The sequence below is a fragment of the Bacteroides sp. genome, from assembly GCA_036351255.1.
Taxonomy (GTDB): Bacteria; Bacteroidota; Bacteroidia; order Bacteroidales; family UBA7960; genus UBA7960.
This window is the reverse complement of sequence record JAZBOS010000078.1, coordinates 17,388-43,263: the sequence shown is the minus strand read 5'-3', so window position 1 is coordinate 43,263 and position 25,876 is coordinate 17,388. Positions and strand designations below refer to the sequence as shown.

Genomic DNA, 25,876 nt, shown 5'->3' with positions numbered 1-25,876 from the left:
GAATTTGCCGTTTTACTTCATAGGATTTGAAGGTCTTTATGGGGTCACACCAATTGCCTGATAAAAAAGGCGAAGGGGACATTAATTTGAAATGGCGTAATTCTTAGGGATGTACTTATCGAGTGTTTGTTCTTCAAAATAAGCTTTGAATTGCAGGGTTACATCCTTGATCAGGCCTCCCATAAGGCATTTATCGAATGGACATATGGGCCGGTCAAGGGGGCATTCGGGGGTTTCAATCTTTCCTTCAATGGCCTCGTAAATATTAAGGATAGAAATCTCGGAAGCAGGTTTGTTAAGCAGAAATCCGCCGCTTGGTCCTCTGACGGACCGCAAATAATTAAACTTCACAAGTTGCTGAAGGACTTTGGCCAGATGATTGCGTGAGGCGCCCATTTCCTCTGCCAGGGTGTTTACATTCACGTGGGTCTGGCTTCGGGCGATCATGACCATGGCATGCAAGGCCAGAGAGGCGGCTTCGGAAAGATGAACAAGTTTTGCCATTAATGTTTGGTTAGGTATATAACTCCGGTATTATGCTTAAAAAAATTGATCAGGGTTAAAACAAATCAGAAAACCATTTTTTGTAGACTTACCCCGGGCACTGACCATAATTCGTTTTCCAGCCTGAGGCACTCATTCAAGTCACCCATCAGTTCAAGAATGATCAATCCGCACCCCGGGCAATTTTCCTGTTCAATTTCATTCAGTCCCAAGCGGGTTTTTATGCTGCAACCATACTTGGTTAGAATTTCCTGAACCTTGATTGCAGCCTGGCTTTTTTCTGTTACCAGAACGCCTAATATCCTGATTTCTGACATTTTAAAAGAATTATTTTGACAAATAATCGAACTTCATTTTCTGGATTTCGATGCCCCCAACCAAAGCAAGGTCTTTTTCCAACGCTTCCCATTTATCGGGGGTACCTTCCAGGATCAGGAGGATGGAACCTATCCTGCTGCAAACAGCCTCGGATAGCTCATGAAAACCAAGCCTCGTGCGAATGATCGCAGCATGTTTTGACAACACTTTCTGTGTTTTTCCGGCTTCCTTGATGCGGTCAAAGATTAAAATTCCCAAAATCATGGTTTGTTTCATATCCTGTGGCATTAGAAATATAAATCACGTTTTCCTTCCTTGATAAGGCTGAGTTTTTCCTTCAGGCTGTCGACCCTGGTGGTTTTAGCCAACTCGTCAATTTTTTTGTCAATGAGCTGGTAACCGGCCTCTTTTGTTTCTTGCGGAGCGTAGTCCTCAAGGTACTCTGCCAAAGTTAGCATGGCATTGGGTGAACAAAACCTTTTAATAAATCCTGGCACGGAAAATTCCATAAAGTGTTCACCAGTGCGGCCAAGGCGGTAGCATGCGGTACAAAATGAGGGAATATATCCGGTACGGATCAACTCATCCATGATCTCGTTCAGGGAGCGGGTGTCATTGATCTGGAACTGCTCCATGCTGAGGTCTTGCTCCCCCTCTTTTTTCCCTTTTGAATAGCCCCCAAATTCAAGATTGGTTCCGCCATCGATTTGTGAGACTCCGAAACGCAGGATCTGGTCACGGATATGCGAGGGCTCGCGGGCTGTAAGGATCATTCCGGTATAAGGCACTGCGAGCCTGAGGATAGACACCAGGCGAACGAATTCTTCGTCCGTTACCAGATGGTCCTTGTCGATATTCAAAGACAGGGCATTTTGAATGCGCGGGAATGAGATGGTGTGTGGCCCGACATTATAAACGGCTTCAAAGTGATTCACGTGCCTGACGAGTGCCATCACCTCAAAGCGCCAGTCGTAAAGGCCGAAGAGGGCTCCAATGCCCACATCGTCAATTCCGGCTTCCTGCGCCCGGTCGAGGGAGGTGAGTCGCCACTCGAAATTGCGTTTCATCCCGCCCAGATGCACCTTGGCGTAGGTGGGTTCGTGATAGGTTTCCTGGAAGATCTGAAAGGTGCCAATGCCAGCATCCTTGACGATACGGAACCCGGGCACATCAAAGGGGGCGGCATTGATATTCACCCGCCTGATCTCGCCGTGATCGTGTTTTACACTGTAAACGGTGCGAACGGTTTCAGCAATAAATTCGGCAGAATATTTAGGGTGTTCGCCGTACACCAGGATGAGCCGCTTATGCCCCTGGTCAATCAGTGCCCTGGTTTCATTGACCAGCTCATCGTGGTTAAGGGTAATTCGTTTAACATCTTTATTGGTGGCCCGAAACCCGCAGTACTGGCAGTTGTTGGTACATAAGTCACCTACATAAAGCGGGGCAAAAAGGACGATCCTTTCACCATAGACCTTTTCCTTCAGCTGACGAGCCCCTTCCTTGATTTCTTCGATCAGTTCAGGGTCCGTAGCGTTTAGCAAAATGGCAGTTTCCTCAAGGGAAAGGCGTTTCTTATTTAAGGAAGACTGGATAACTTCACGAACCCGTTGCTTGTCGGCCCGGGTATTGTTTATGAAGTCCCATATTTCTTCCGCATCTATGAACGGTTTCATCCGCTCATCCTTAATACGATATATTTCTGGATTGTAGATCATTTCATCAATACTTAATACTCCGGCAAATTTACTTAAACTTTGTGTGAAAAGGTATTTTCAGGAAGGTTTTTTGTATTGTAAGATTTAAATACCACGAATACCTAAAATACTTAAAGTATTTCAACTTTAAGTCCATCGTAAGCAAGGAAAACGTTGTCAGGCAGGCTTTCCTGAATATTTCGGTGAAGTCCGATAAAGTGGCTCAGGTGGGTGATAAAGGCCTTTCGGGGTTTCAATTCCCGTATCAATTCGAGAGCTTCATCAAGGGAGAAGTGGCTAATGTGTTTTGATTTTCTAAGGGCATTGATCACCAGTACTTCCGATCCTATGGCTTTAGGTTTCTCTGATTCAGAAATAAAACTGGCATCGGTGATATAGGTAAAGCCACCGATCCTGAACCCAAATACACTCAGTTTATGGTGGAGGACCTCGACTGGCAGGATGTTTACGCCGTTGATTAAAAAGGGTTTGTTTTCGATGACATGGAATTCAAGCTGGGGGGCTCCAAAGAACCGCTTTTCGGTAAGGATATAAGGAAACTCCTTGTTAATGGCGTTAATGACTTCTTGTGTTGCAAAGATATCGACGGTTTTGTTTAACACGTAATTAAAGGCTCTTACATCATCAATCCCTGCAATATGGTCGCGATGGCCATGGGTGAAAAGGATGGCAGAAATATCTTCTACTTTTTCACGTATCATCTGATACCGAAAATCAGGTCCGCAATCAATAATAAATTTTTGCCCCTTGACATCTACCATCACCGAAGTCCTGAGCCTGGAATCGCGCTTGTCGGCACTGCGGCATACCTCGCAGTTGCAGGCGACCACAGGGACACCTGTAGAGGTTCCGGTTCCAAGAAAAGTAATGGTCATGGGTAGCATACTATTCCATTCAATGATCAATAAATCAGGTCCTCCACCCTTTCTAAGGCCTCTGCCAGAACTTCTTTGCTGATACCGCCATCAACAGAAGCAGGGATATTCATTACTTTTTTATAAAAGTATAAGGTTCCTTTCTGGTCATCCTGGCCAAGGGCATCAAAAAGAAGGAGGGAAATGACCAAAGGAGGTGTTTGGCCATCTCCAAGGATAAAAGTGGCACATTTAAGGACTTTGTTTTCCAGGAAAAGATTGGAAGCATAAATTCCCTGGGGCGGAACCAGTTTCTCCTTTTCTTGAATTTCCATTTGAAATGCTTTCCCGGCAGGTAGGGAAACGACTCCGTGTGTGCCCAACAAATTACCTGTAATGATATATTGGTGGTCGAGGTAGGCGTTTGCTCGCTGGATGTTTCCTTCAAAGAGTGCTTTCCTGATCTTGGTTGAGCTGACGGTTTCATTTTCGATATCCTGCAAGGGGATTTCTTCGACCCCGAATTTAAGTTCTTCAGCCAATCGGTGCAGATAGTCGAAGTCGCCCTGCCGGTTATGTCCGAAATGATGGTTGTGTCCAATAACCACGACCTTAGCGTGAAGTTGTTTGATCAGAATTTCACTCACAAAATCATGGGAAGAAGTTTTGGAAAACTCAAGTGTAAATGGAATAATGATCAGGTTCTGTAAGCCAGACTTTCTGAGCAATTCAATTTTTTCCTCCTGGGAGTTGATCAGTTTGAGGTCAGTTTGCTCAGGATAAAGAACTTTTCGTGGATGGGGATGAAAGGTTATCAGCACAGATTCGCCTCCAATCTCCCTGGCAATTTGATTCAGGCGGTTAATAATCACCTTGTGGCCAATATGAACCCCATCAAAAGAGCCGGTGGTAACCACGGCATTCCTAATTTTTCCTGCAGCCTGGACAGTGCTAAAATATACGTTCATCATGAAAATAATTCTGGCCTGAAATAAAGGCCGATTAAAGTCTATTTCTTTACCAGGAAAGCCAGTTTTTCGAGGGAGGTGATAATATCATATTCTTCCAGGAAAACCCCCTCGGGTACGGAAACCGGCACGGAAGTGTAATTCAGAATTCCCTTTACACCGGCATCCAGCATGATTTTGGTCACTTCATGGGTTGACTGGGGGGCAACGGTAAGTACTGCAATGCTGATATTTTCCTTTTCGACAATTTCTTTCATCTTATTGATATGGAAGCAGGGAACCCCCGCGATAATACGGTCGTATTTCTGGGGGTCATTATCGAATGCAGCTACAATGGACAGCTTTTCGCGTTTTCCTGTAAAATAGCTGGTAATGGCCCGTCCTAGGTTACCCATTCCAATGACTGCTATGCGCTGACCCGATTCGCTGTCAATGATTTTCCCAATGAGCGTAATGAGGTCCTTGATTACGTAGCCTTTGCTTTGGCTCCCGGAGTACCCTATCAGCATCAGGTCACGGCGAACCTGGACGGGTGTCAGGTTCATCATACGGGCCAACTCATGGGAGTAAATATTGGTTTTCCCCATCTGGACACTATTGTAGAGCAGCCGACGATATTGGCTCAGGCGTTCTACGGTTTTTCCCGGAAGTTCTATTATTTTTTTGTTTGGCATGGCTGTTTAAATGGTTTATTGGTTTTCAATGGGAAAAATGACAGTAAAACTGCTACCTTCTCCTGGTGTGCTTTCAACTTTTATGTCAGCTTCATACAGCTCGAGTATCTTTTTGACAATGGAAAGGCCCAGGCCACTTCCACTGATGTTTTTAGTCTCTTCTGTTTTGATCCGCACAAAGTCTTCGAATAGTTTATCCAGATCGTCAGCGTTCATGCCAATACCGGTATCTTCAACCCTGATGATGGCATTGCTTTCTTCTTTACCCAGGCTGACATCAACCCTGCCTCCTTCTTTGTTGTATTTGATGGAATTGCTGATGAGGTTGTTCAGCACAATCTCAATTTCCTGGCGATCGGCCTGGATTGGAACTTTGGTTCCACAATTGAGGTAAATGTCAATGCCTTTCTGGATGCTGAGGGGCTGGAAGGAGTCGATACTTTGCTGGGCAATTTCACACAACATGATAGATTCAATATTCCTTGATTTTTTCCCTGATTCGATGCGGGTGAAATCAAGCATGTCCATAATCAGGTTGCGCATACTTTGAACACGAAACAAAGACCGGTCAATCATTTCCATATAATCATCAATCTGGTCACCTTCTTTTTTTCCCTGCATCATTTTGAGGTAACCTTCAATGGCGTTGATAGGCGCTTTCAGCTCGTGAGAAAGCACCGATAAGAACTGAAACCGGATTTGTTTTCCTTCCAAATTAAGTTTTTGGGTCATTCGTCTCAGAAACAACTGCTTGGTAATGGTTTCGACGGTGGCACGAAGTTCCTTGGGGGTAAAGGGCTTGGGAACGAAATCATACGCCCCTTTTCGAGTAGCTTTGACGGCCAGGTCAAGTGAGGCATAGGAAGTGATCATGACAACTACCACATCCAGTTGCTTTTTGTTAATAAATTCAAGCACTTCAATTCCCTGGATTCCAGGTAGTTTGTTGTCAAGTAATACAATGTCAAATTTTTGGTCGACCAAATAGGTCAGGGCATCTTCTCCGGTGGGTGCCTCCACAACATTGTAATCAAAATCCTCATCCATGAAAGGATAACTTACAGAAAAATTTTCGAGGATACGAATTACTCCGCTCCTGATCCCGGGTTCATCATCAACAACCAGCAAGTTCAGTTTTCCCATGGCTAGATCTTCAGTAATTTGTTGATTTCCTTGTGAAGTTGGTCATTTCTGATTCCCTTATCCAGGAAAAGATCAGCTTTTATCCAGTCCTGGTCTTCCTGGGTATTAACATCGAATATCATACCGGTTTCAGCGGTTACAGCTGAAGCAATAATAATCGGGACACCGGGATATTTATTTTTGATTATATGGCACAAGATAAATCCAGTATCCTGGCTTTCCATCATTAAATCGAGGATAGCCAGGTCGGGTTTTGTCCTTTCAATAATGTTCTCGGCTTCTTTTTGGGTCGCTGCCGTGATCACCTCAAACCCCATGTCCTGAATGGCTGATCTCATTTGAAAAAGATAATCCAGGTCATCGTCAACCACTAAGATGGTTCTTTTTACTTTCTTTAACATAACAAGTCGTTTTTATGCAATGCTTAAACTTTCTTCTTCCAGATTGGCCGTCTGGCGCGGGATTGTAACAAAGAAACTGGTTCCTGTATCTCCTTTATCTGGATTGTTGTTGCTTTCAACCTTAATCGCTCCCCGATGCATTTTGACAATACCGTAAATAATTGGAAGCCCCAACCCAGTACCCTTTCCATTCTCTTTAGTGGTAAAGAAAGGCTCAAACATCCTTTCCTGATTTTCAGGTGCTATCCCGGTCCCAGTGTCAGAGACTTCAAACAAAATATCATCGTTATTGTCATTTTCGTCAATGGTCACCCTGAGGGTTCCTCCCTCTGACATGGCATCCACCGCATTTTTAAAAAGGTTTCCAAAGACTTGTATCATTTGGTCATGATCACATTCAACCAAGGGATCCTTTGTCCTGTTTTGGATTACCAGCTTAATGTTCGGTGGCAAAACAAGGGTCCGGAGTCCGTCTTTAATGAGCTGATCTACATTCACCTGGCTGATGGAGACCTTGCTTTTCCGGGCAAAGTTGAGCAAGCCACCAACAATTTTTTTACAACGATCGGCCTGCTCCACAATTAATTTCAGGTCACGGTATAATGGAGAGTTTTCTTCCACTTCATCCAGTAAGATATGGGCATACATAATAACCACCCCAAGTGGATTATTAACTTCGTGAGCGATTCCTGCAGCAAGTTGTCCCATGGAGGCCAGTTTTTCACTTTGTTTAAGTGCGGCCCGGGTGGATTCCAGTTTTTTATTAGAGATATCCAGCTCTTTGATGTATTCATGAAGTTTATCGATGGTGTAAGGCAGGCACATCTCGGTTTCGGCAATTCCCTTCAATATGGCTACAGCATGATCATAACAGGTGTCGTAACCGCAAGCTCCGCAATTTAATTCATCTTCAGGTAAAACTTTGCCAAGTTTTGTGAGTACGTTTCGGATTTCTTCTGAGTTCGGCGGGTTTGGAAAACGCTGATCATCGGGAACAAATGTTCTGCTTAAGTCCAGCTGGAGGTAGGTATCGATATTCTTTTTCCATTCAGCAATGTTGAGTTTGTCAAATTTTCGTTTGGCAAAATTTGAGATGCTTTTCCTTTTATTAAAAAACTGCTGTTTATTGCTCATCCCAGGCCCGTTGATACAACCATTGCAACAAAGCAGGTCAAAAAGCTTTGCCTCCAGGTAACCCTCCTCAAACTCCCGCAAAACCTCAATGATATCCTGGCGGCCTTCAGCCACAACAATCTCTCCGCTAATGTAGTCTTCTTCAAGGTTAACAGTCTGAAGCATTCCACCGCTGATGGGGAATACTGCACCTTTTCCGGCGGTAGGAGGATCAAAATCGGAGGGTTCTACATTGTATTCGGTCACCCCTTTCTCAGCAAACATCCTTCTTAGTTCGATAAAAGAAATAGCTTCATCAACAAGACCTTTAAAATCATCGATGACAGCTTCTCCCTTCTTAGCTATACAAGGTCCAATAAACACAATCTTCAGGCCGTCGCTATGCATTTTTTTCAAGACCTTAGCTGTGGCAACCATTGGGGAAACAACAGGAGCCAATGATTCAATAATCTGGGGATGATGCTTTTCAACATAGTTGACAATGGCAGGGCAACTTGTTGATATATAGGAACGTTCAGGATTTTTTTGAAGGAGTTCCTGGTATTTATTTGCAACCAGCTCAGCGCCAAATGCCACTTCATTGACATACCGAAAACCCAGGGCGCGTATCATGCCTACAAAAGCATGATAATCGGAGATATCAGTAAATTCAGCCGCAATACTTGGCGCAACGATTGCAGCGACTTCTTTTTCTTCTCTAAGGAGTTTTTTTACCTTGTCGATAGCGAAAGTAAACATCTTGGCATCCCTGCTGCAGACCTTTACACAATTTCCACAGGAAATACAACGTGATGGAATGATCTCGGCCTGGCCATTGATAATTTTTATGGCTTTGGCAGGGCATTCCCTGACGCAGGTGTAACAAACCTTGCAACGGTCTTTAACCGTGAAAATAAACTGGTTTACAACAGGTTGATCCATTTAAAAATTTTTATCTCGTTATCTCTCTTTTGATGAAACGCGTATGGAAAAGTACTGGCAGATTCTCTTCGTCAGGTTTTTCCTCCATTGTCCTGAAAATATTATCCAGGCAAGGGTTTTCGGAGGGTTTTTGGATTAATGTGAATTTTTCCATATCCTGACAAATCTTTTTTCGGTTTCTGGGTATATCCGGGATTCTGTTTATTGGTTGACCCCCTCCTCCAACGCATCCCTCCAGGCATGCCATTACTTCGATATAATGAATGTCGTTGCGTCCTTCAGCGATCAACTCATCAATATAAGCCTTGGCATTGCTGATCCCACTGACCCAGGCAAATCCAAAAGTCTTTTTCCCAACTGTAAGTTTTGATTCCTTCCTTCCAGAAATGGTTTTAGGAATGTTGAACTTGAAGGTTTCTTTTCCTGAAGATTTGAGGTTCTCAAATAATTCGAAGGCGACGGCTTCTGCCTTTCCCCCAGAATAACCTAGTTTAAGGGCATTTCGGCTGGAACCTGAGAATGGTTCGTCAAATGGAACTGGATGGACTTTCCTTAGGTCGATCCCATTAGCCCTAATCATTCGAATGAACTCCCGTATGGTCAAAACCGCATCAACTTCTGAAATGCCCTTAACGGTTAATTCATCACGGGAAGCCTCAAATTTTTTCCCTGTACAGGGCATGACAGCAACACTAAAAATATTATCTGGTAGAATATTTTCCTTTTTGGCATACCATGTTTTTAGAAGTGTTCCAAAAATTTGCTGCGGGGATTTGGAAGTGGAAAGGAAAGGAATTAATTCGGGTTGGAACTCTTCCACAAATTTTACCCAGGATGGACAGCAGGAAGAAAATAAGGGGTGCTTACTGCCTTTTCTTACCCGCTCAATTAATAGTCTTGCTTCTTCACGGATGTTGAGGTCAGAAGTAACCCCAAGATCAAAGACCTTGTTGCCCCCCATTTTTTTTATTGCAGAGCAAACATACCATCCCGGGTTTTGATCGGGCTTAATCCCAAAATGTTCGACAATAGAAGCTGTAGCGGAAGGGGATACAAAAAATATCACCTCCTTTTTCTTTTTATCAATGTTCGCCTGAACCTTTTCTAAATGGGAAATATCTGTCAAAGCACCGGTAGGACAAACCATAATGCATTGTCCGCAATCGATACAGGTGGAGACATTTAAGCCCTTGTTGAATGCGCTGGTTATTTTGATATTGTTAGCGCGGGAAGTAAAATCGATGGCTGTGACGTACTGTGTTTCCTCGCATATCCGAACACAACGGCTGCAAAGAACGCATTTGGCGGGATCCCTGAAAACACTTGGGCTGGAATTATCAGGGTATTGCGCATTTTTCCTGGCAAAAAATTTTCTCTCTTTTACATTCATTTCTTCTGCCAGCCACTGGAGTTCACAATTACCGTTTCTTTCACAATAGAGGCAATCGTCGGGATGGTTGGAAAGCAACATCTCAACGATAGATTTTCTGGCCCTGATAACCCGCTGGGTGTTGGTGAAAACCTTCATTCCTTTTTCGACAGGGAAACTGCAGGAGGTGATTAGATCGCGTTTACCCTCTACTTCCACCACACAGAGTCTGCAAGCACCTGTGGGAGTAAACCTGTTCATGTGACACAAGGTTGGAATCTTTATGCCATTTCGTTGAAGAGCAGTGAGCAGCGTTTCGCCCTCACTCACTTCGATCAAGCTGTTATTCACTTCTATTTGAAAGTCCATATTATTTTTTTGAACCTTACTGAATTAATACGGCATTAAATTTACAAGCATCATAGCAAAGCCCGCATCCGATACACTTTTCTTCAACAATAAAGTGGGGATGTCTGGCAGATCCAATGATGGCATCGACTGGGCATTTCTTGTAGCAGGCGGTGCATCCAGTGCACAAATCTACATCAATAGAAAAGACACGCAGGTCGCGACAAACATTGGCCGGGCATTTCCGTTCAAAAATATGCGCATCAAATTCTTCCTTAAAATTGTTTAGGGTGTTGAGTATGGCATTGGGTGCAGATTTCCCTAGTGCACAAAGAGAAGTATCCCTCATGACATTTGCCAGTGATCGCAGTTGCATGACCCCTTTGAAACGTTCAAGTGATTGAAAATGATTATTTTTCCCGGGTCTTTGGGTAACTACTTCCATGATCTCCAGAAGTCTTGCAGTACCTTCTCTGCATGGAATACATTTCCCACAACTCTCGTTTTTAAAGAAATTGGTAAAGTATTTGGCCAAATCAACCATACAGGTTGACTCATCGATAACCACAAAACCTCCGCTTCCAAGGGATGTGCCAATGGATTTCAATTCTTCATAATCGATTCTGTTGTCAAGGTTTTTTTTCGTGATATAGTTTCCTGAGTTAATGCCAAGGATTACGGCCTTAAATTTCTGCTTTCCAGAGGTACCGCCTCCAATTTTCCAAACGATATCCCTGAATGTTGTGCCCATTGGGACTTCAATGGTACCATAATTTTTAACCTTTCCTGAAAGGGTGAAAAGCTTGGTTCCCTTACTGTTGTCGGTTCCTGTTTTCTTAAACCAATCGGGCCCGTTTTTAAGGATCAAGGGGATATTGAAAAGCGTTTCAACATTGTTGACTATGGTGGGCTTGTTCCATAATCCCTTTTCCGAAGGATAGGGCGGTTTGGATTCGGGCATGGCCCTCTTCCCTTCAATACTATTATTGAGGGCTGTTTCTTCGCCACAAACAAATGCTCTTGCCCCTCGTTTAACGATAATATCGATATTGACTCCTGAGTCAAAAATATGATGTCCCAGCAAGCCATATCCGCGTGCATTTTCAATGGCTTTTTCAAGCCGCTCAATAGCGAGTTTAAATTCCTGACGGATAAAAATAAAGGATTTAGTAGCACCAATTGCATAGGCTGCAATTATAACAGCTTCTATTAACCTGTGGGGATTGCTTTCGATAATCACCCGGTTCATATAACTACCTGGATCACTTTCTACAGCATTGCAAACCAGGAACTTCTGATCGGAGAAGGTTTTTAATGTATTTGCCCATTTTTTGCCAGTGGAATAACCTCCTCCTCCCCTTCCAGAAAGCTCGCTTTCTTCAATAAGCTGGCAAACTCCTTTAGGTGTCAGACTGGAAATTGTATCGGCAAAGGCCCAATAGCCACCCCGTGCAATATATTGTTCAACGGATACAGGATCAATCAGGCCGCAATTGTCAAGCAGGACCCTTTGCTGACCAGAGAAAAAGGAATGGTCAAAAATAGGATTGATTCCTTCCCAAGGCTGAGAGATGTCATTTTTATATTGACCAATGGTTTGGAGGTCAGGAATGTTATGATTTAAAATCTCATCCAAAAGATATTGAACCTTGTCTTGCTTGACATTTCCGAAAGAAATACGTGACTTTCCCGGAAGCTGAATATCAACAATAGGTTCAGCACTGCAAAGACCAATGCACCCCCCTTTAATCAACTCAATATCAATTCCATGGTCATCAATATACTCCTGGATTGCTTTGAAAGTCTTACCGGCGCCGGCAATCAGGCCGCAGGTACCCATTCCAACATAAATAATAGGATTGTTGACCCGCTCACGGCTAATGTATGAAAGCTCTTTCTCCAACCGTTCATTTTCAAGGCGATTTGGATCAAGCAATACCTGATTTATTAAAAACTGCTTTAAAGCATCGGGCGATTTAGCTTTCATAAATATCTTGGTCTTTTATTCTGAAGGATTGAAGAATATCGTTAAGTTTCTCGGATGTAAGCTGGGTAAAATATTCACCATTGATCTCAATAATTGGGGCAAGACCACAAGCTCCAACGCAAGAAACAACCTCAAGACTGAAAAGCCCCTCTTTGTCTGTTTCTCCGGATTTAATTTTAAGTTGTTTTTCTAATTCCTGGATAAAAGTTGAAGCTCCGGCCACATGACATGCGGTTCCATGACAAAGCCTGATATGAAACCTTCCGGTTGGTCCAAACCTGAAATTGTCATAAAAGGTGGCCACTCCGTAAATCTTATTTACAGAAATGGATAAGTAAGCACCCACGTGGTTAATGATTTCTTCGGACAAGAAGCCAAATTCATCCTGTATTTCCTGAAGCATCGGAATCAGATCTTCCCTTTGTTTGTTGGGGAATCGTTCAAGAATTGAATCAATTGAAGGGGGCATGGAATGTAAGTTGTAATTTTTTTCACAATAATACTCAAATCTAAGGATAATGAAAAGTTTTTTTCCTTAAATATTGTAATTTCAATGGGTTGTATAGGTCAGGTTTGCTTATGGATAACGCATTATTATGCTAAAAACCTAATAAAAAGGAATTTTGTTATTCTATTGGAGGGTTAAATGTAATTTAGATTAATTCAGAATAAGCTAAAAAGACCTTGAGATGTTATACCAATAACGATTAATTTAAAAGGATTGAGTAATTTTGTTAATCCTTGAAGCACAAAAAATTATATTTAAGAAATATATGGATGGACAGGGCATAACAATCACCATTTGCATGGGAAGCAGTTGCTTCTCACGTGGAAACAAGAAAACCTTACAAGTAATTCAGAATTATCTCAGAGAAACCGGAAGGCTGGAATTAGTTACTTTTCAAGGGTCGCATTGTTTTGGAACCTGTGAGTTTGGTCCCATGATTAAAATAAATGACATTCAGTTTAACCAGGTTACAGAGGGGAATGTGATTAACATTCTTGAGCAATTTTTTGAAAACCACGAGTAAGGTACGAAAATGTCAGAAAAAAATTAAAGACCAGGGAATTATGCGAATCATAAACATTGACCATAGTCGCTGTACTCAATCTTATGCTTGCATCCGGGTTTGCCCGGTAAAAGCCATTGCAACGCGAAGTGATGGCAAGCCTGTTGTTCACCATGACCGTTGTATTGGATGCGGAAGTTGTCTTTCAGTTTGTGCATCCAATGCAATATCTCATTATAGTGATTTGGAGCAAGTCATTGAACTTCTTAATTCAGAAAACAAGGTGGCTGCTATTGTCGACCCAACGATCAGCGGAGAATTTCCTGACATAAAGGATTACAGGAAATTTGTTGAGATGATACGTAAACTAGGCTTTGCTTATGTTAGCGAGATTTCATTTGGAGTTGATCTGGTTGCAAAAAAATATAAAGAGCTGTTCGAGAACTTTAAGGGGAAGTATTATTTGGCAGCCAATTGTCCTAGTTTGGTTTCCTATGTTGAAAAATATTTTCCGGAACTCAGCGATAACCTCGCACCATTGGTTACACCAATGACCGCCATGGCAAAGGTGGTCAGGAAGGCTTATGGCAAGGATGTCAAGGTGGTTTGTTTTGGCCCCTGTCTTTCGGCTAAATATGATGCGGGTTTATTTGAGGACGATGGGAAAGTAGATGGCGTTTTAACCTTTAAGGAATTAAGGGAACTTTTTTCGCGCTTTAATTTTAAGGAGGGAAAAGTTGAGTATTCTGAATTTGACTCTCCAATTGGCAACCTGGGCTCTCTTTATCCCCTTCCCAGTGGGTTTGTCTATGCAGCAGGGATTAATGCTGACTTGCTTTCAGGGTCAACTATTTCAGCCAGCGGGAAAGAAAACATGATTCAGGCTGTGGATGAGTTCAGCCAGAATACTGAAACCATAAAAAAACATTTCAGCCTGTTTTACGATCAGGGATGCTTGATGGGGCCTGGTACCACAGACCGCTCCCATAAATTCCTACGCCGTTCAATGGTTCTGGCATACTCTAATAAAAGACTAAAGAATTTTGATTCCAAACAATGGGAAAAGGAACTTAATGAATATTCGGGTCTAGACCTTTCAAGAACTTTTCAAAAGGACGATCAAAGGCTACCGGTTCCAAGTAATGACCAGGTTGAGGAAATTATGAAAAGCTTGGGAAAGGACATGGAAGATCGCTCTGCATGCAGTGCCTGTGGATTCAACAGTTGCAAGGACTTTGCCATATCCATTAGCCAGGGTTTGAGCAAGCCGGAAATGTGTCAGACCTTTTCACTGAAAAGCAAGACTGAATATATTAAAACATTAAAAAATAATAATGAGAAGCTGAAAAAGCAGAATGAACTTTTACAGGAGACAGAAAAAGCGTTAAAGTCAGAAAACCAGAAAATTATACAGGAAACAGATACTATCTCCACACTGCTTCAAAACTTACCTTCAGCTGCTGTCATTGTTGACGACAAACTAAAGATCATTGAATCGAATAAAAGTTTTATTAAAGTATTGGGTGAAGATGCGGAAATGATCAATGAAGTTATTCCGGGATTGGTTGGGGCCGATCTTAAGACCTTGTTGCCATATCCAATTTATAACCTGTTTTCTTATGTCCTTGAAAATGATGAAAATGTTGTAGGAAAAGATGTTACACATGGTGACAGTTTATTAAACGTTAGTGTTTACAGCCTGAAGCCAAATAAAATAGTAGGTGCGGTTTTCCGCGATATGTATGTGGCAGAGGTGCGCCAGGAAGAGATCATAAATCGTGTAACCGAGGTCATTGACGAAAACCTGAAAATGGTACAGAACATTGCATTTTTACTTGGTGAAGGGGCCAGCACAACTGAAAAAATGCTTAACTCAATTATTGAAACGTATCAAAAAATCAATAAACCCTGAAATTAAGCATGAAGGATCTATTTTATATTGAGGTTGGTTCATTTCAAAAGAGTCATGCAGGTGAAAGAATCTGCGGGGACGTTTTCGTTTCCCAGAAAGTGAAAGAAGAAAATCGCACGGTTGTAGTGCTTTCGGATGGCATGGGGCATGGTGTTAAGGCCAATTTACTTGCTACCCTTACGGCTACAATGGGTATGAATTTTACTCGCGAGCATAAGGATGCAAGGAAAATTGCCGAGATAATAATGAACACACTGCCGGTTTGCAGTGAAAGAAAAATTAGTTATTCAACCTTTACTATTGTTGACCTGGAGGATTCAGGGCAAACGACAATTATAAACTATGATAATCCTGACCCCATTGTTTTAAGGGACAAAGATACGTTTAAGCCTGACTGGCAATATTTAATGCTGGAGTCGGAAAACAATGCTGGAAAGGAAATTAAAGCCTGTTCCTTTTTAGCTCAAAAAGAAGACAGGATTATTCTAATGAGTGACGGCATCACTCAGTCAGGTATGGGTAAGGGTAATTATCTGCTAGGCTGGGGACTTGAAAACGTTGAGCAACTCGTTCTGGATCGTGTAAGGGAAAAGCCAGAGATTTCAGCAGCCAAACTGGCTGGAAAAATCGTGAATAAGGCACACGCCAATGATAACTACCAGGCTAAGGATGATATGAGTGTGGTTGTTATTTATTTTCGTGAACCCAGACAACTTTTATTGTGTTCAGGACCTCCTTTTGACCAGGCAAAGGATAAAGAATTGGCGCAAATAGTAGGGGGATTTAATGGAGAAAAAATTATTTGTGGTGGTACTACTGCAGATATTATCTCCAGGGAATTGAATATTCCCATAAAAGATACCCTTGAATTTGATGATCCAGAACTCCCCCCAATTTCTTTTATGGAAGGTATTGATCTTGTTACGGAAGGAATCCTAACCCTAAGCAAGGTATCAGAGATTCTGGAAAAGTATAGCACCCGCACAGAGCTTGGCAAAGGACCAGCAGATATTATAGTAAAATTGTTTTTAGAAAGTGATTCTATTCATCTCTGGATCGGCACAGCCATTAATGTAGCTCACCAAGACCCAAATTTACCTGTTGAATTAGAAATTCGCCGGACAGTTATGAAAAAAATTGCAAAAATACTTGAAAGCAAATTTTTAAAAGAAATAAGCTTTCATTTCATTTAGAGATACTTACATATTAATTAATTTAATGATATTATTTAATAGTTATTTAGATTGATTCTAAATTTTAAAAAAAGTACGTGTTTTTTCTAGTTTGTTAACTAGTAAAAACCCTTGATAAATAAGGGTTTTTACGAATAGGTTTAATTTTAGTCTACATTTTTTTACATTATAACATACTTTTTTATTTGGAAAACGATTTTTTTGTTTTACATTTGTAATGTCAAAGCAGAATAAATTTGACAGTCCGACAAGAAAATTGAATGTATAACTAAATAAACTGCGTGAAAAAAATTCTACTCTCTGTTTTTTGTTGCCTACTTACATACCAAACAATCTCAATCCCCATTACTGACAGAATACGTCTGTCGCAAGGGGAAGAAATACAGGTATATTCTGAGCAACAAGGCTTTTCAGACCTCCCCTCCCCAAATTCTGAAAGGCACTTCATTCTTTTTTCAGCCAAAGAGAATGTTGCTCCCCTAAAATTCATGGGTACAGAGCCGCTGGGATACCAGGGCCAAACTGCCCAAATTTTAGGGTTGAGCATGCTCAGGCTGACAAGCCAGTTATTCCGTCCGCTTTCTTTGAAGGTATTTGTTTATTATGCCCTGGCCTTATTATTAATGCTTGGCATTTTTATTGGTTTTGGTATTTATTTGCTAAGATTATCAAAAGCAAAACGTGATGCTGAAACCAGCGAAGCATTCTTCAGGGCACTTATTGATGAGTCTCCCCTCGCCATGGTCATTTTTCAGGATTTGAGAATTGAATATGTGAATCCTGCCATGGAAAACTTAAGTGGGTATGCCCAAAAAGAATTGTTGACAATGGAAATCTGGCAGCTCATTCACCCTGACAGTCTTTCAGGTATTCGCGCCGAGAACTGGTTTCTTGTAAAGAAAGACAGTGGGATGCGATTTGAATTTCGTTTACAGAATAAATTCCAGACCGAAAAATGGGTTGATTTCTCTGCACGGCTTATTGACTTTTATGGAAAGCCTGCATTTTTGGCCACAGCTATTGACGTTACAGAGCGAGTTCAAGAGCAAAGCAATGAGAGCAAGTCCTCTGAGAGGCTATCTCTTCTCCATTTAGCCAGCAATGATGGCGTTTTTGATTATGACCTGAATTCCGATGAACTCTACCTTTCACCCAAATGGAAGGAGATTTTGGGTTATAATGAACAGGAGATAAAAAATACCCTTAGCGTCTGGGAAATGTTGATTCATCCAGATGACAAGGATTCTGCAAGCTTGCTTTTTGACAGTATTAAAGGTGGCATTGTTCCTCAGAAAGATCTTGAATTCAGAATGAAATGTAGTGATGGTACCTATAAATGGGTAGAAGTGAAGATTACCGTTGTTTATGACGAAAACACCAAACCTATTCGGGTACTTGGATCGCAAGGTGACATTTCTGAAACCAAGAAGAGCAAGCAGGAACTCATTGCTGCAAAAGAAGCTGCAGAAGAAGCTGCAAGGGCCAAATCCAGTTTTATTTCAAGTGTAAGCCATGAAATCCGGACCCCTCTGAATGCCATTATCGGCTTGGCAGACTTGCTGATTCAGGAAGAAGGACTTAGTGAACAACAAGCTGAGAACCTTAAATCCCTTAAATTCTCAAGCGATCATTTATTAGGCATTATCAATGATGTGCTGGACTTTTCAAAGCTGGAAGCAGGGAAAGTTAATCTGGATAAAACTGATTTTAACCTTGAACAACTTGTTAATGAAACCTCCAGAGCCATTGATTTTAAGGCACACGAAAAGGGCATTCCGGTAAGGGTTCGTATTAATCCAAACGTTCCTCAAACAGTAGTTGGAGATGCCGGCAGGTTACGTCAGATCATGCTTAATCTTTTAGGTAATGCAGTTAAGTTTACCTCTGAAGGGCACATTGATGTTTATGTGAAAATGCTTGAGCGAAGTGGACAAAGCTGTCGATTGAGGTTTTCAGTTTCTGATACTGGCATTGGGATCCCAGAGGAAAAGCGTCAAAGCATTTTTGAAAGTTTCACTCAGGCTGAAGAAAATACTTTCCGGAAGTTTGGTGGCACTGGTCTTGGACTTTCCATCAGCAAAAAGCTGGTTGAACTGCAAGGCGGTGAAATTGGCTTAAAAAGCATCGAAGGAATTGGTTCAACATTCTGGTTTGAACTTCCCATGGAAATCAGCGAAAAGAAAATGGAAGTTGAAACTGGCAAATTGTCTCAAGGGGTTAAAGACCTTCATGGCATCCGGATTCTTCTCGTTGAGGATGATCGCATGAACCAGTTTGTAATGTCACAGTTTTTCAAGAAGTGGAATGCCCAGGTTGAGACTGCTGAAAACGGGCGTTTGGCGATTAAGAAACTTTCTGAGAAGAACTTTGACTTGGTTTTGATGGATGTTCACATGCCCGAAATGGATGGGTTTGAAGCTACCCAGGTGATTCGCGATGAATCTTCCAGCGTTCTGGATCACCAGGTACCGATCATTGCCCTTACAGCGGATGTTAATAACGAAACCCGCACCCGGGTAAGAGAAACGGGAATGAATGATTTCATTACGAAGCCTTCTGAGCCAGATGTGTTATTTCAGAAAGTATTGGAAAACTCTAAACTTGAGGTTGAGCAGACTGAAGAAAGGCAAGATACCTATGGTACAACTACGCTCACTAGTGGATATGAGTTGAAAGAACTTAAGCTTACAGTAAAATCTGCCCTAAAGGAGATTTTTGAAGATAATACCGGGGCTACTACTTCAATGATTCAACATTTCATGAAGCAGATCCCTGCTACTATCGATCGTGTCAATGAATATATTGAGCAGGACGAAGGCGAGTTTGCAGCTCAGGCCTTACACCGTATTAAACCAGGTTTTCACTATCTTGGGTTCAGTAAAACTGCCATTAAGGTAGAAGAACTGCAGGAAGTGATTAGAAAAGCCAGGGCTCCGGGAGACATACGCAAGCACATGCTGGTCCTCGAAAGCGACATAACGAAGATCATGCATGTGCTTATAGAGATACTTAAGGATATTGAATCCAGTGAACCAGGTGAAACCTGATAAACTAAACAAAAAAAGTCAGAAAACGAAAAAAGTATTAACAAAACAAGCGCCTTTGATAACAACCCTACTATTTAACCTTTCAGAATAAAATGCTACATTTGGCCTGAAATTTTTGAATTTCTCCGGAGTAGTTTCATGACCAAAGATGAGCAATACATGCAACGGTGCCTCGACCTAGCCTCCAAAGGGCTTGGGTCGGTGGCACCGAACCCTTTAGTGGGTAGTGTAATTGTTTATAATGACCAAATCATAGGTGAAGGCTACCATCGTGTTTATGGAGGTCCTCATGCTGAAGTCAATGCTATAGCATCAGTCAAGGATTCTTCAGTTCTTTCTGAATCCACCTTATTTGTAAATCTGGAACCCTGCAGTCATTTTGGAAAAACACCTCCCTGCTCTGATTTGATTATCCGTAAAAGAATCAGGCGTGTAGTCATTGGAAGTGTTGACCCTTTTGATGTGGTCACCGGAAAAGGGATTGCCCGATTAAGAAATAATGGATGCGAAGTGACCGTTGGGGTTTTGAAAAACCAATGTCAGGCCATAAATAAAAGGTTTTTCACCTTTCACGAAAAGAAGAGGCCATTTATTATCCTTAAATGGGCGCAAACCGCTGATGGCTTTATTGATTCATTGCGTCCCCCTGGTTCTGTGCTACGCCCAGCCTGGATAACAAGTGAGAATCTGCGTATTCTTGTACATAAATGGCGCAGTGAAGAACCTGCAATCATGGTAGGAACACACACAGCCTTGGCAGACAATCCACGTTTGAATGTTCGCGACTGGTCTGGGCACCAACCGCTTCGTATTGTTGTTGACCGGAAATTGGCACTACCCCAAAACTTGCACCTTTTTGACAAAAAACAGGAAACCCTCATATTGAATGAAAGGCTGGATAAAAAAGACGGCACTTCCACTTTTTTAAAACTTCCTTTTGATGGTGAACTGGTAAGCTTGTCACATCTGATGCAATATCTTTATAGTCAGGGAATCCAATCTGTTTTTGTTGAAGGCGGACAAAAGCTTATTCAATCCTTTGTTAAACAAGACCTATGGGATGAAGCCAGGGTTTTTAGCGGACCTCAATTTTTTGGTGAGGGGATAAAAGCCCCCTCAATTAAACCCTCCAATTTAGCGCATATAATAATTGGGAATGAAGGCTTTTTCTGGTTTAAAAACTTTTTAAATTATTAACATCCTCTAACCATGGTTTACCTGCTTCTTGCAATCATCATATCAACTAGCATTGTCATAACTTTTAGGCTTTTTACCCGGTTCTCTATCAATAACACCCAAGCCATCACAGCAAATTACCTGATAGCGGCCATCCTGAGTTTTGTTTTGCATCCCGAAACATATTCCTTTGCAGGGCTACCTGAAAAGAACTGGTTTATCTTTTCATGCATAATAGGGGTCACATTTATTCTGACCTTTTTCCTTTTTGCCCTCTCGGCCCAAAAGGTTGGGGTGGCCCTTACTTCTGTAACAAGCAAGATGTCGGTGGTTATCCCGGTTTCAATTGGTATTTTCCTTTATGCTGAACCTCCAACGACCCTTAAATTAGCTGGGATATTAATTTCACTTTTGGCCTTTTACCTTACATTTAAAAAGAAAAGTAACATCAGGATTGATTTTCGCCTCATCATCTTACCAATTTTCTTGTTCCTCGGGAATGGTTCCAATGATTCGCTTACCAAGCATGCCACAACCAAACTGCCCGATTTTGGTAATGATTTCATGCTTTTCCTTGGAGTGGTTTTTTCCGTAAGTTTTTTAATTGGTCTGAGTATTTGGTTGGTTTCCGGGCTTTATAAAAAAAATACTTCGTCTAAATTTTCACCTAAAAGCATATTGGCGGGAACTTGGCTTGGTCTGCTAAACTTTGGCTCGAGTTACTATTTTATTGTTGCACTCGGGTACTTCGACAGCTCCGTATTTTTTCCAATCTTTAATGTTAGCATTGTAGGTCTTTCAGCTCTTTCGGGCTTTCTCCTTTTCAAGGAAAAACTACTGCCAGTAAATTGGTTTGGAATATTCCTGGCAGTTTGTGCCATAATACTTGTTGCTATGGGAGGTTAAAGCCAAATGAGCTCAAATCTTTTTGTCACTGAATAATAGTTAAATTTCTTTTTTATGGAAGGGGATACTTACCTTACAATTGATGGGCCCTCCCTAGGCCTTTACAAGGATAAGGGAAGTAAATTCATTGCCCTTGCCTGGCCTGTTGAGAATGAAGAACAGATTAATGAGATTCTGGTCTCCGTAAAAAAAGAATATCATGATGCACGCCACCATTGTTATGCCTGGATTTTGGGGCAAACCGGTGAGCATTATCGCATGAATGACGATGGTGAACCTTCAGGAACTGCAGGAAAACCAATTTATGGCCAGTTGCTTTCTAATGGCCTCTCCAATGTTTTTGTGATTGTTGTGCGGTATTTCGGTGGAACAAAACTCGGTGTCCGTGGTCTGATTGATGCATACAAAGGAGCAACTTTAGATGCCTTGCAGAATGCTAACCTGGTTATAAGGATTTTACACGAATATTATCAGATTGATTTTGACTACCTGGCGATGAATGATGTAATGAAGATCATGAAAGAATTTGACCTGGAACAATTTGATCATAAGTTTGATTTAAAATGTAATCTAAAATTTAAGGTTCGAAAGAGTCTGTCCCGCCAGATAATTGAAAGCCTAGATTTGATACAGGAGATTAGTGTAACTAAAATTGCAGAAGATTAATTCTTATTATCCTGTTTTCAAAATGTTTTTGATTTATTTGCTAAATGATTTTTCTTTTTTTTTATGACTATTTCATAAACAATTTAATACTAATAGTTTATAACTCTACACAGTAAATTAAAATCGGCTTGGTTAAAGTCTTTATAAATAAAGTAATACATACATTTTTTTTTGCATATTACTTTAATTAGTTATAATATTGCTTTCCCTGTAAATCATAATATTTAAAAAAGTTTTGCAATGGTTATCCACCAAAGGCTTGTGTTTTCTCTTATCATTTGTATTTTTCTGGTTTTCCCTGCTTGCCAGCAAAAACATTTTTCAAAGGAAATAAGCAGTGAATTGATTGCGGTTGATTCAAAAACAATACCAGATCCAGACCCAGAAATAGATTCTTTTATTTCAGGTTACCGCTTTGAACTTGAGAAAGAGATGAACCAGGTTCTGGCTTTCTCTCCTTTCCCAATGAGAAAAGCATCGCCGGAAGGCTTACTTAACAATTTTATTGCGGATCTGGTTTTTGAGGTTGCAGATGAATTTTATGTCCCCGAAGATGGACAGAAAATTGATTTTTGCCTTTTAAATTATGGTGGATTAAGGGCAAGCCTTCCTGAAGGCCCTATTACCAAGTCCCGAGTTTTTGAAATCATGCCTTTTGAGAATGAAATGGTGGTAATTACCCTATCTGGTGAGAAAGCTTACGAATTGTTTGAATATGTTGCCAGCAGCGACAGGGGAATGCCCATTTCCGGCCTGAAGTTAGGAATTAAAGAAGGAAAACTGGGACACGTTTTAATTCAGGGAAAAGAATTTAATCCAAACCAGAATTATAAAGTGGTTACTTCCGATTACCTGGCTGAAGGTGGTGACCGGATGCGTTTCTTTCTCAACCCGCTGAACACTGAAGTGGTTGGAATGAGAATTAGGGATGCCATCATTTTGTTTATGGAGCGTGAAGCAGCAAGCGGAAGGGAACTTTTTTCTGAATTGGATGGCAGGATTTATTTTATGGACTAGGTTATCCAGTTCGATTGTCAAAAATTGTTAAGAAAATGCATACTATCAGTCGAAGAAAATTTATTGCCATGGCGGGTCTAACAGGAGCCGCTACTTTTGGGGGATTTCCTGTTATGGCAGCTATGAAAAGCAGTAAGAAAAAAATTACCATTCTTCATACCAATGATACCCACAGTCGGATTGATCCATACCCTCAAAACGATCCTAATTTTCCAGACATGGGTGGCTATGCCCGGCGAGCGGCCATGATTAAGCAGCTAAGATTTGAGGATCCTGAATTGCTCTTGCTGGATGCTGGGGATTTCTTCCAGGGAACTCCTTATTACAATATGTTTGGAGGAGAAGTTGAATTAAAACTTATGAGTACATTAGGGTATGATGCGGCCACATTGGGTAACCATGAATTTGATAATGGGGTTTATGGATTTAATAATGCAATCAAACATGCTCAATTTCCGTTTGTAAATGCCAACTACGATTTTTCAGATACACTCCTGAAAGGTAAGATCCAACCCTTTATTGTTTTGAAAAGGAATGGCATCAAAGTGGGAATCTATGGACTTGGAATTGAATTGCGTGGCTTAGTGGCTCCAAGTATGTTTGCCGGACTGAAATACAATGATCCCGTTGAAGTGGCTCGTGCTACAGAAGAAACTTTAAAAAATCAACATGAGTGCCAGTTAATTGTTTGTCTCTCACACCTTGGGTTTAGTTATAATCATGACAAAGTAAGCGATGTTGTCGTGGCTCGTCAAACCCGCTGGACTGACATTATCATCGGCGGGCATACACATACTCTTCTCGACCCTGCGGTAATTGAGAAGAACATGAGAAATCAGGATGTAATAATTGGACAAACTGGATCGGGTGGTGTTCGATTGGGAAAAATCGAGGTAATCTTTGATCCTTCCTCAGAAGAAAAACTTGTCGAATCCATTACAACAAAAATTTATAAAAATCAAGAGGCTTAATGTTTTTTTATTAACTATTTTTCAGTAAAATTTGTTAACAAATCAATTGAGGCCTTTTCTTTTTTGCAATGTCTGAGAATCAATCAAAAAGGAAAATTAGCAAGATTTTTTTCATAGGAAGTTAAGTACAGGATGATGGAGAGAGTACACGAAAGGGTTTGGTCAAGGTGCTTAAGTATTATCAGGGATAATATCAGTCCCAATAGTTTTAATACTTGGTTTGCACCCATTAAACCTGTGAAATTGGAGAACAGTATTCTTACCATTCAGGTTCCCAGCCAGTTTTTTTATGAATGGCTTGAGGAACACTTCATTGATTTGCTAAAGAAAACCATTAAAAGAGAGTTAGGTCCTGAAGGCAGACTGGAGTACAGCATTATTATGGATACTAATTTTCATGCTTCCCCTGCCAATCCTTACACTGTCAGTGCTCCAACCCTGAATAAAAAGGCACTGAAGAACCCTCCGGTTAGCATGCCCATCGACCTGAACAAAGAGCAGGGAAAATCCATACCCAACCCTTTTGTCATTCCCGGGCTAAAAAAACTGAACATCCATCCTCAGCTTATTGATTCTTACAATTTCGATAATTTTATCCAGGGTGACTGTAATCGTTTGGCCCGAAGTGCTGGTCTTGCAGTTGGTCAGAATCCTGGGAAAACCAGTTTTAACCCCTTGTTAATTTATAGCGCAAATGGTTTGGGAAAAACCCACCTGGCGCATGCCATTGGCATTGAAGTAAAAAACAACTTTCCCGAGAAGACCGTTCTCTATATTTCATCAGAGCAGTTTACCAACCAGTTTGTAGATTCAGTAAGAAACAACAATCAAAACGATTTTATTCATTTCTACCAAATGATTGATGTCTTGATTGTTGACGATATCTATTGCCTGGCAGGAAAGGAAAAAACCCAAGATGTCTTTTTCCACATTTTTAACCACCTCCATCAAAATGGCAAGCAAATTATCATCACCAGCGATTTGCCACCTGTGGAAATGAAAGGCTTTGAACCCAGATTGCTTTCCAGGTTTAAATGGGGTCTTTCTGCAGATTTACAGGCGCCAGATTATGAAACCCGGATTGCTATCCTGCAAAAAAAGTTATACAACGATGGTGTAGAAATGCCACAGGAAGTGGTGGAACTCATTGCCTCCAGGATTACCAGCAATATCCGGGAAATGGAAGGAGCCCTGATCTCCATCCTGGCTCAATCCTCAATGAATAAGAAAGAGATTACACCTGAACTTGCATTGAAGGTCATCGAGAAGTTTGTAAAAAACACACCGAAAGAAATTACAGTCGAATATATCCAGAAAGTGGTTTGTGACTATTTTAGCATCCCTGTCGAAAAGATTCAATCCAAGACCCGTAAACGTGAAATTGTCCAGGCGAGGCAGCTTGCCATGTTTTTCTCCAAAAACTATACCAAATCTTCCCTGGCTGCCATTGGAAGCAAGTGTGGTAACAGAGACCATGCTACCGTACTGCACGCTTGCAAAACAGTTAAAAACCTGGCTGATACCGACAAAAATTTTAAGAAATACGTGGATGAAATTGAGAACATCATTAAAATAAAACTTTGATTTTCTTTTCATTTTTTGGGTTTTAGCCCGGAAACAAAAAATTATCTTTGTTCCC

The 25,876-nt window shown here is 41.3% G+C and carries 23 protein-coding genes; 10 read left to right on the top strand and 13 right to left on the bottom strand.

The genetic code is table 11. From position 1 onward, the window contains the following. Nucleotides 1-81: 81 nt before the first annotated feature. From V2I46_07205 to V2I46_07155, 11 genes are all read right to left on the bottom strand, one after another. A complete protein-coding gene (locus V2I46_07205; protein ID MEE4177279.1) occupies nt 82-504 on the bottom strand; it encodes an Rrf2 family transcriptional regulator in 423 nt (140 codons plus the stop codon). Between the two features lie 65 nt (nt 505-569). Further along, nucleotides 570-821 (bottom strand): hypothetical protein, encoded by a 252-nt coding sequence (locus tag V2I46_07200; GenBank protein ID MEE4177278.1) that lies wholly within the window; start codon nt 819-821, stop codon nt 570-572. Nucleotides 822-831: 10 nt separating this feature from the next. Beyond that, nucleotides 832-1,098, bottom strand: a complete 267-nt coding sequence (locus tag V2I46_07195; GenBank protein MEE4177277.1) for a hypothetical protein — start codon at nt 1,096-1,098, stop codon at nt 832-834. Between the two features lie 11 nt (nt 1,099-1,109). Next, nucleotides 1,110-2,540 (bottom strand): [FeFe] hydrogenase H-cluster radical SAM maturase HydG, encoded by a 1,431-nt coding sequence (hydG, locus tag V2I46_07190; GenBank protein ID MEE4177276.1) that lies wholly within the window; start codon nt 2,538-2,540, stop codon nt 1,110-1,112. Nucleotides 2,541-2,650: 110 nt separating this feature from the next. Continuing rightward, entirely contained in the window at nt 2,651-3,415 is a 765-nt protein-coding gene (locus V2I46_07185; protein MEE4177275.1) for an MBL fold metallo-hydrolase, read from the bottom strand. A gap of 26 nt (nt 3,416-3,441) precedes the next feature. Then, entirely contained in the window at nt 3,442-4,362 is a 921-nt protein-coding gene (locus V2I46_07180) for an adenylyltransferase/cytidyltransferase family protein (GenBank protein MEE4177274.1), read from the bottom strand. A 41-nt stretch (nt 4,363-4,403) separates the two neighbouring features. Further along, complete coding sequence (locus tag V2I46_07175) at nt 4,404-5,036, bottom strand: redox-sensing transcriptional repressor Rex (protein ID MEE4177273.1); 633 nt, start codon at nt 5,034-5,036, stop codon at nt 4,404-4,406. A gap of 15 nt (nt 5,037-5,051) precedes the next feature. After that, nucleotides 5,052-6,179, bottom strand: coding sequence for an ATP-binding protein (locus V2I46_07170; protein MEE4177272.1), 1,128 nt, complete (start codon nt 6,177-6,179; stop codon nt 5,052-5,054). 2 nt (nt 6,180-6,181) lie between these two features. Next, on the bottom strand, nt 6,182-6,580 hold the full coding sequence (locus V2I46_07165; protein ID MEE4177271.1) for a response regulator: 399 nt from the start codon (nt 6,578-6,580) through the stop codon (nt 6,182-6,184). A gap of 12 nt (nt 6,581-6,592) precedes the next feature. Beyond that, nucleotides 6,593-8,635 carry a [Fe-Fe] hydrogenase large subunit C-terminal domain-containing protein gene (locus V2I46_07160; GenBank protein ID MEE4177270.1) on the bottom strand — a complete coding sequence of 681 codons (2,043 nt, stop codon included), beginning with the start codon at nt 8,633-8,635 and terminating at the stop codon, nt 6,593-6,595. Nucleotides 8,636-8,645: 10 nt separating this feature from the next. Continuing rightward, on the bottom strand, nt 8,646-9,761 hold the full coding sequence (locus V2I46_07155) for a [Fe-Fe] hydrogenase large subunit C-terminal domain-containing protein (GenBank protein MEE4177269.1): 1,116 nt from the start codon (nt 9,759-9,761) through the stop codon (nt 8,646-8,648). 331 nt (nt 9,762-10,092) lie between these two features. On the opposite strand from V2I46_07155, the gene V2I46_07150 reads away from it, so the two are divergent. Then, nucleotides 10,093-10,269, top strand: a complete 177-nt coding sequence (locus V2I46_07150) for a hypothetical protein (GenBank protein ID MEE4177268.1) — start codon at nt 10,093-10,095, stop codon at nt 10,267-10,269. Between the two features lie 120 nt (nt 10,270-10,389). On the opposite strand, the gene V2I46_07145 is transcribed toward V2I46_07150, so the two are convergent. Beyond that, the gene (locus V2I46_07145) at nt 10,390-12,339 is read right to left on the bottom strand and encodes an NADH-ubiquinone oxidoreductase-F iron-sulfur binding region domain-containing protein (GenBank protein MEE4177267.1); all 1,950 of its coding nucleotides are present in this window, start codon (nt 12,337-12,339) and stop codon (nt 10,390-10,392) included. Next, the gene (locus V2I46_07140; GenBank protein ID MEE4177266.1) at nt 12,329-12,808 is read right to left on the bottom strand and encodes an NAD(P)H-dependent oxidoreductase subunit E; all 480 of its coding nucleotides are present in this window, start codon (nt 12,806-12,808) and stop codon (nt 12,329-12,331) included. The genes V2I46_07145 and V2I46_07140 overlap by 11 nt, the downstream gene beginning before the upstream one ends. 602 nt (nt 12,809-13,410) lie before the next feature. Here V2I46_07140 and V2I46_07135 point away from each other — a divergent pair. From V2I46_07135 to dnaA, 9 genes are all read left to right on the top strand, one after another. Further along, the gene (locus tag V2I46_07135; GenBank protein MEE4177265.1) at nt 13,411-15,261 is read left to right on the top strand and encodes a [Fe-Fe] hydrogenase large subunit C-terminal domain-containing protein; all 1,851 of its coding nucleotides are present in this window, start codon (nt 13,411-13,413) and stop codon (nt 15,259-15,261) included. Nucleotides 15,262-15,269: 8 nt separating this feature from the next. Next, nucleotides 15,270-16,454, top strand: a complete 1,185-nt coding sequence (locus V2I46_07130) for a SpoIIE family protein phosphatase (protein ID MEE4177264.1) — start codon at nt 15,270-15,272, stop codon at nt 16,452-16,454. Nucleotides 16,455-16,735: 281 nt separating this feature from the next. Continuing rightward, nucleotides 16,736-19,501, top strand: coding sequence for a PAS domain S-box protein (locus V2I46_07125; protein ID MEE4177263.1), 2,766 nt, complete (start codon nt 16,736-16,738; stop codon nt 19,499-19,501). A 138-nt stretch (nt 19,502-19,639) separates the two neighbouring features. Next, a complete protein-coding gene (gene ribD / locus V2I46_07120; protein ID MEE4177262.1) occupies nt 19,640-20,698 on the top strand; it encodes a bifunctional diaminohydroxyphosphoribosylaminopyrimidine deaminase/5-amino-6-(5-phosphoribosylamino)uracil reductase RibD in 1,059 nt (352 codons plus the stop codon). A gap of 12 nt (nt 20,699-20,710) precedes the next feature. After that, entirely contained in the window at nt 20,711-21,583 is an 873-nt protein-coding gene (locus V2I46_07115; protein ID MEE4177261.1) for a DMT family transporter, read from the top strand. Between the two features lie 54 nt (nt 21,584-21,637). Continuing rightward, nucleotides 21,638-22,249, top strand: coding sequence for a YigZ family protein (locus tag V2I46_07110; GenBank protein ID MEE4177260.1), 612 nt, complete (start codon nt 21,638-21,640; stop codon nt 22,247-22,249). Between the two features lie 432 nt (nt 22,250-22,681). After that, nucleotides 22,682-23,266: a 5'-nucleotidase gene (locus V2I46_07105; GenBank protein ID MEE4177259.1), complete on the top strand. Its 585-nt coding sequence runs from the start codon at nt 22,682-22,684 to the stop codon at nt 23,264-23,266. Nucleotides 23,267-23,301: 35 nt separating this feature from the next. Next, the gene (locus V2I46_07100; GenBank protein MEE4177258.1) at nt 23,302-24,237 is read left to right on the top strand and encodes a metallophosphoesterase; all 936 of its coding nucleotides are present in this window, start codon (nt 23,302-23,304) and stop codon (nt 24,235-24,237) included. 132 nt (nt 24,238-24,369) lie between these two features. Continuing rightward, nucleotides 24,370-25,821, top strand: a complete 1,452-nt coding sequence (gene dnaA / locus V2I46_07095) for a chromosomal replication initiator protein DnaA (protein MEE4177257.1) — start codon at nt 24,370-24,372, stop codon at nt 25,819-25,821. The last annotated feature ends 55 nt before the right edge of the window (nt 25,822-25,876 follow it).

Excerpts from the sequence above, each read along its gene's own strand:
- V2I46_07205 (MEE4177279.1), bottom strand. The coding sequence starts at position 504 with ATGGCAAAACTTGTTCATCTTTCCGAAGCCGCCTCTCTGGCCTTGCAT.
- V2I46_07200 (MEE4177278.1), bottom strand. The coding sequence starts at position 821 with ATGTCAGAAATCAGGATATTAGGCGTTCTGGTAACAGAAAAAAGCCAG.
- V2I46_07195 (MEE4177277.1), bottom strand. The coding sequence starts at position 1,098 with ATGAAACAAACCATGATTTTGGGAATTTTAATCTTTGACCGCATCAAG.
- hydG (MEE4177276.1), bottom strand. The coding sequence starts at position 2,540 with ATGATCTACAATCCAGAAATATATCGTATTAAGGATGAGCGGATGAAA.
- V2I46_07185 (MEE4177275.1), bottom strand. The coding sequence starts at position 3,415 with ATGACCATTACTTTTCTTGGAACCGGAACCTCTACAGGTGTCCCTGTG.
- V2I46_07180 (MEE4177274.1), bottom strand. The coding sequence starts at position 4,362 with ATGAACGTATATTTTAGCACTGTCCAGGCTGCAGGAAAAATTAGGAAT.
- V2I46_07175 (MEE4177273.1), bottom strand. The coding sequence starts at position 5,036 with ATGCCAAACAAAAAAATAATAGAACTTCCGGGAAAAACCGTAGAACGC.
- V2I46_07170 (MEE4177272.1), bottom strand. The coding sequence starts at position 6,179 with ATGGGAAAACTGAACTTGCTGGTTGTTGATGATGAACCCGGGATCAGG.
- V2I46_07165 (MEE4177271.1), bottom strand. The coding sequence starts at position 6,580 with ATGTTAAAGAAAGTAAAAAGAACCATCTTAGTGGTTGACGATGACCTG.
- V2I46_07160 (MEE4177270.1), bottom strand. The coding sequence starts at position 8,635 with ATGGATCAACCTGTTGTAAACCAGTTTATTTTCACGGTTAAAGACCGT.
- V2I46_07145 (MEE4177267.1), bottom strand. The coding sequence starts at position 12,339 with ATGAAAGCTAAATCGCCCGATGCTTTAAAGCAGTTTTTAATAAATCAG.
- V2I46_07140 (MEE4177266.1), bottom strand. The coding sequence starts at position 12,808 with ATGCCCCCTTCAATTGATTCAATTCTTGAACGATTCCCCAACAAACAA.
- V2I46_07135 (MEE4177265.1), top strand. The coding sequence starts at position 13,411 with ATGCGAATCATAAACATTGACCATAGTCGCTGTACTCAATCTTATGCT.
- V2I46_07130 (MEE4177264.1), top strand. The coding sequence starts at position 15,270 with ATGAAGGATCTATTTTATATTGAGGTTGGTTCATTTCAAAAGAGTCAT.
- ribD (MEE4177262.1), top strand. The coding sequence starts at position 19,640 with ATGACCAAAGATGAGCAATACATGCAACGGTGCCTCGACCTAGCCTCC.
- V2I46_07115 (MEE4177261.1), top strand. The coding sequence starts at position 20,711 with ATGGTTTACCTGCTTCTTGCAATCATCATATCAACTAGCATTGTCATA.
- V2I46_07110 (MEE4177260.1), top strand. The coding sequence starts at position 21,638 with ATGGAAGGGGATACTTACCTTACAATTGATGGGCCCTCCCTAGGCCTT.
- V2I46_07105 (MEE4177259.1), top strand. The coding sequence starts at position 22,682 with ATGAACCAGGTTCTGGCTTTCTCTCCTTTCCCAATGAGAAAAGCATCG.
- V2I46_07100 (MEE4177258.1), top strand. The coding sequence starts at position 23,302 with ATGCATACTATCAGTCGAAGAAAATTTATTGCCATGGCGGGTCTAACA.
- dnaA (MEE4177257.1), top strand. The coding sequence starts at position 24,370 with ATGATGGAGAGAGTACACGAAAGGGTTTGGTCAAGGTGCTTAAGTATT.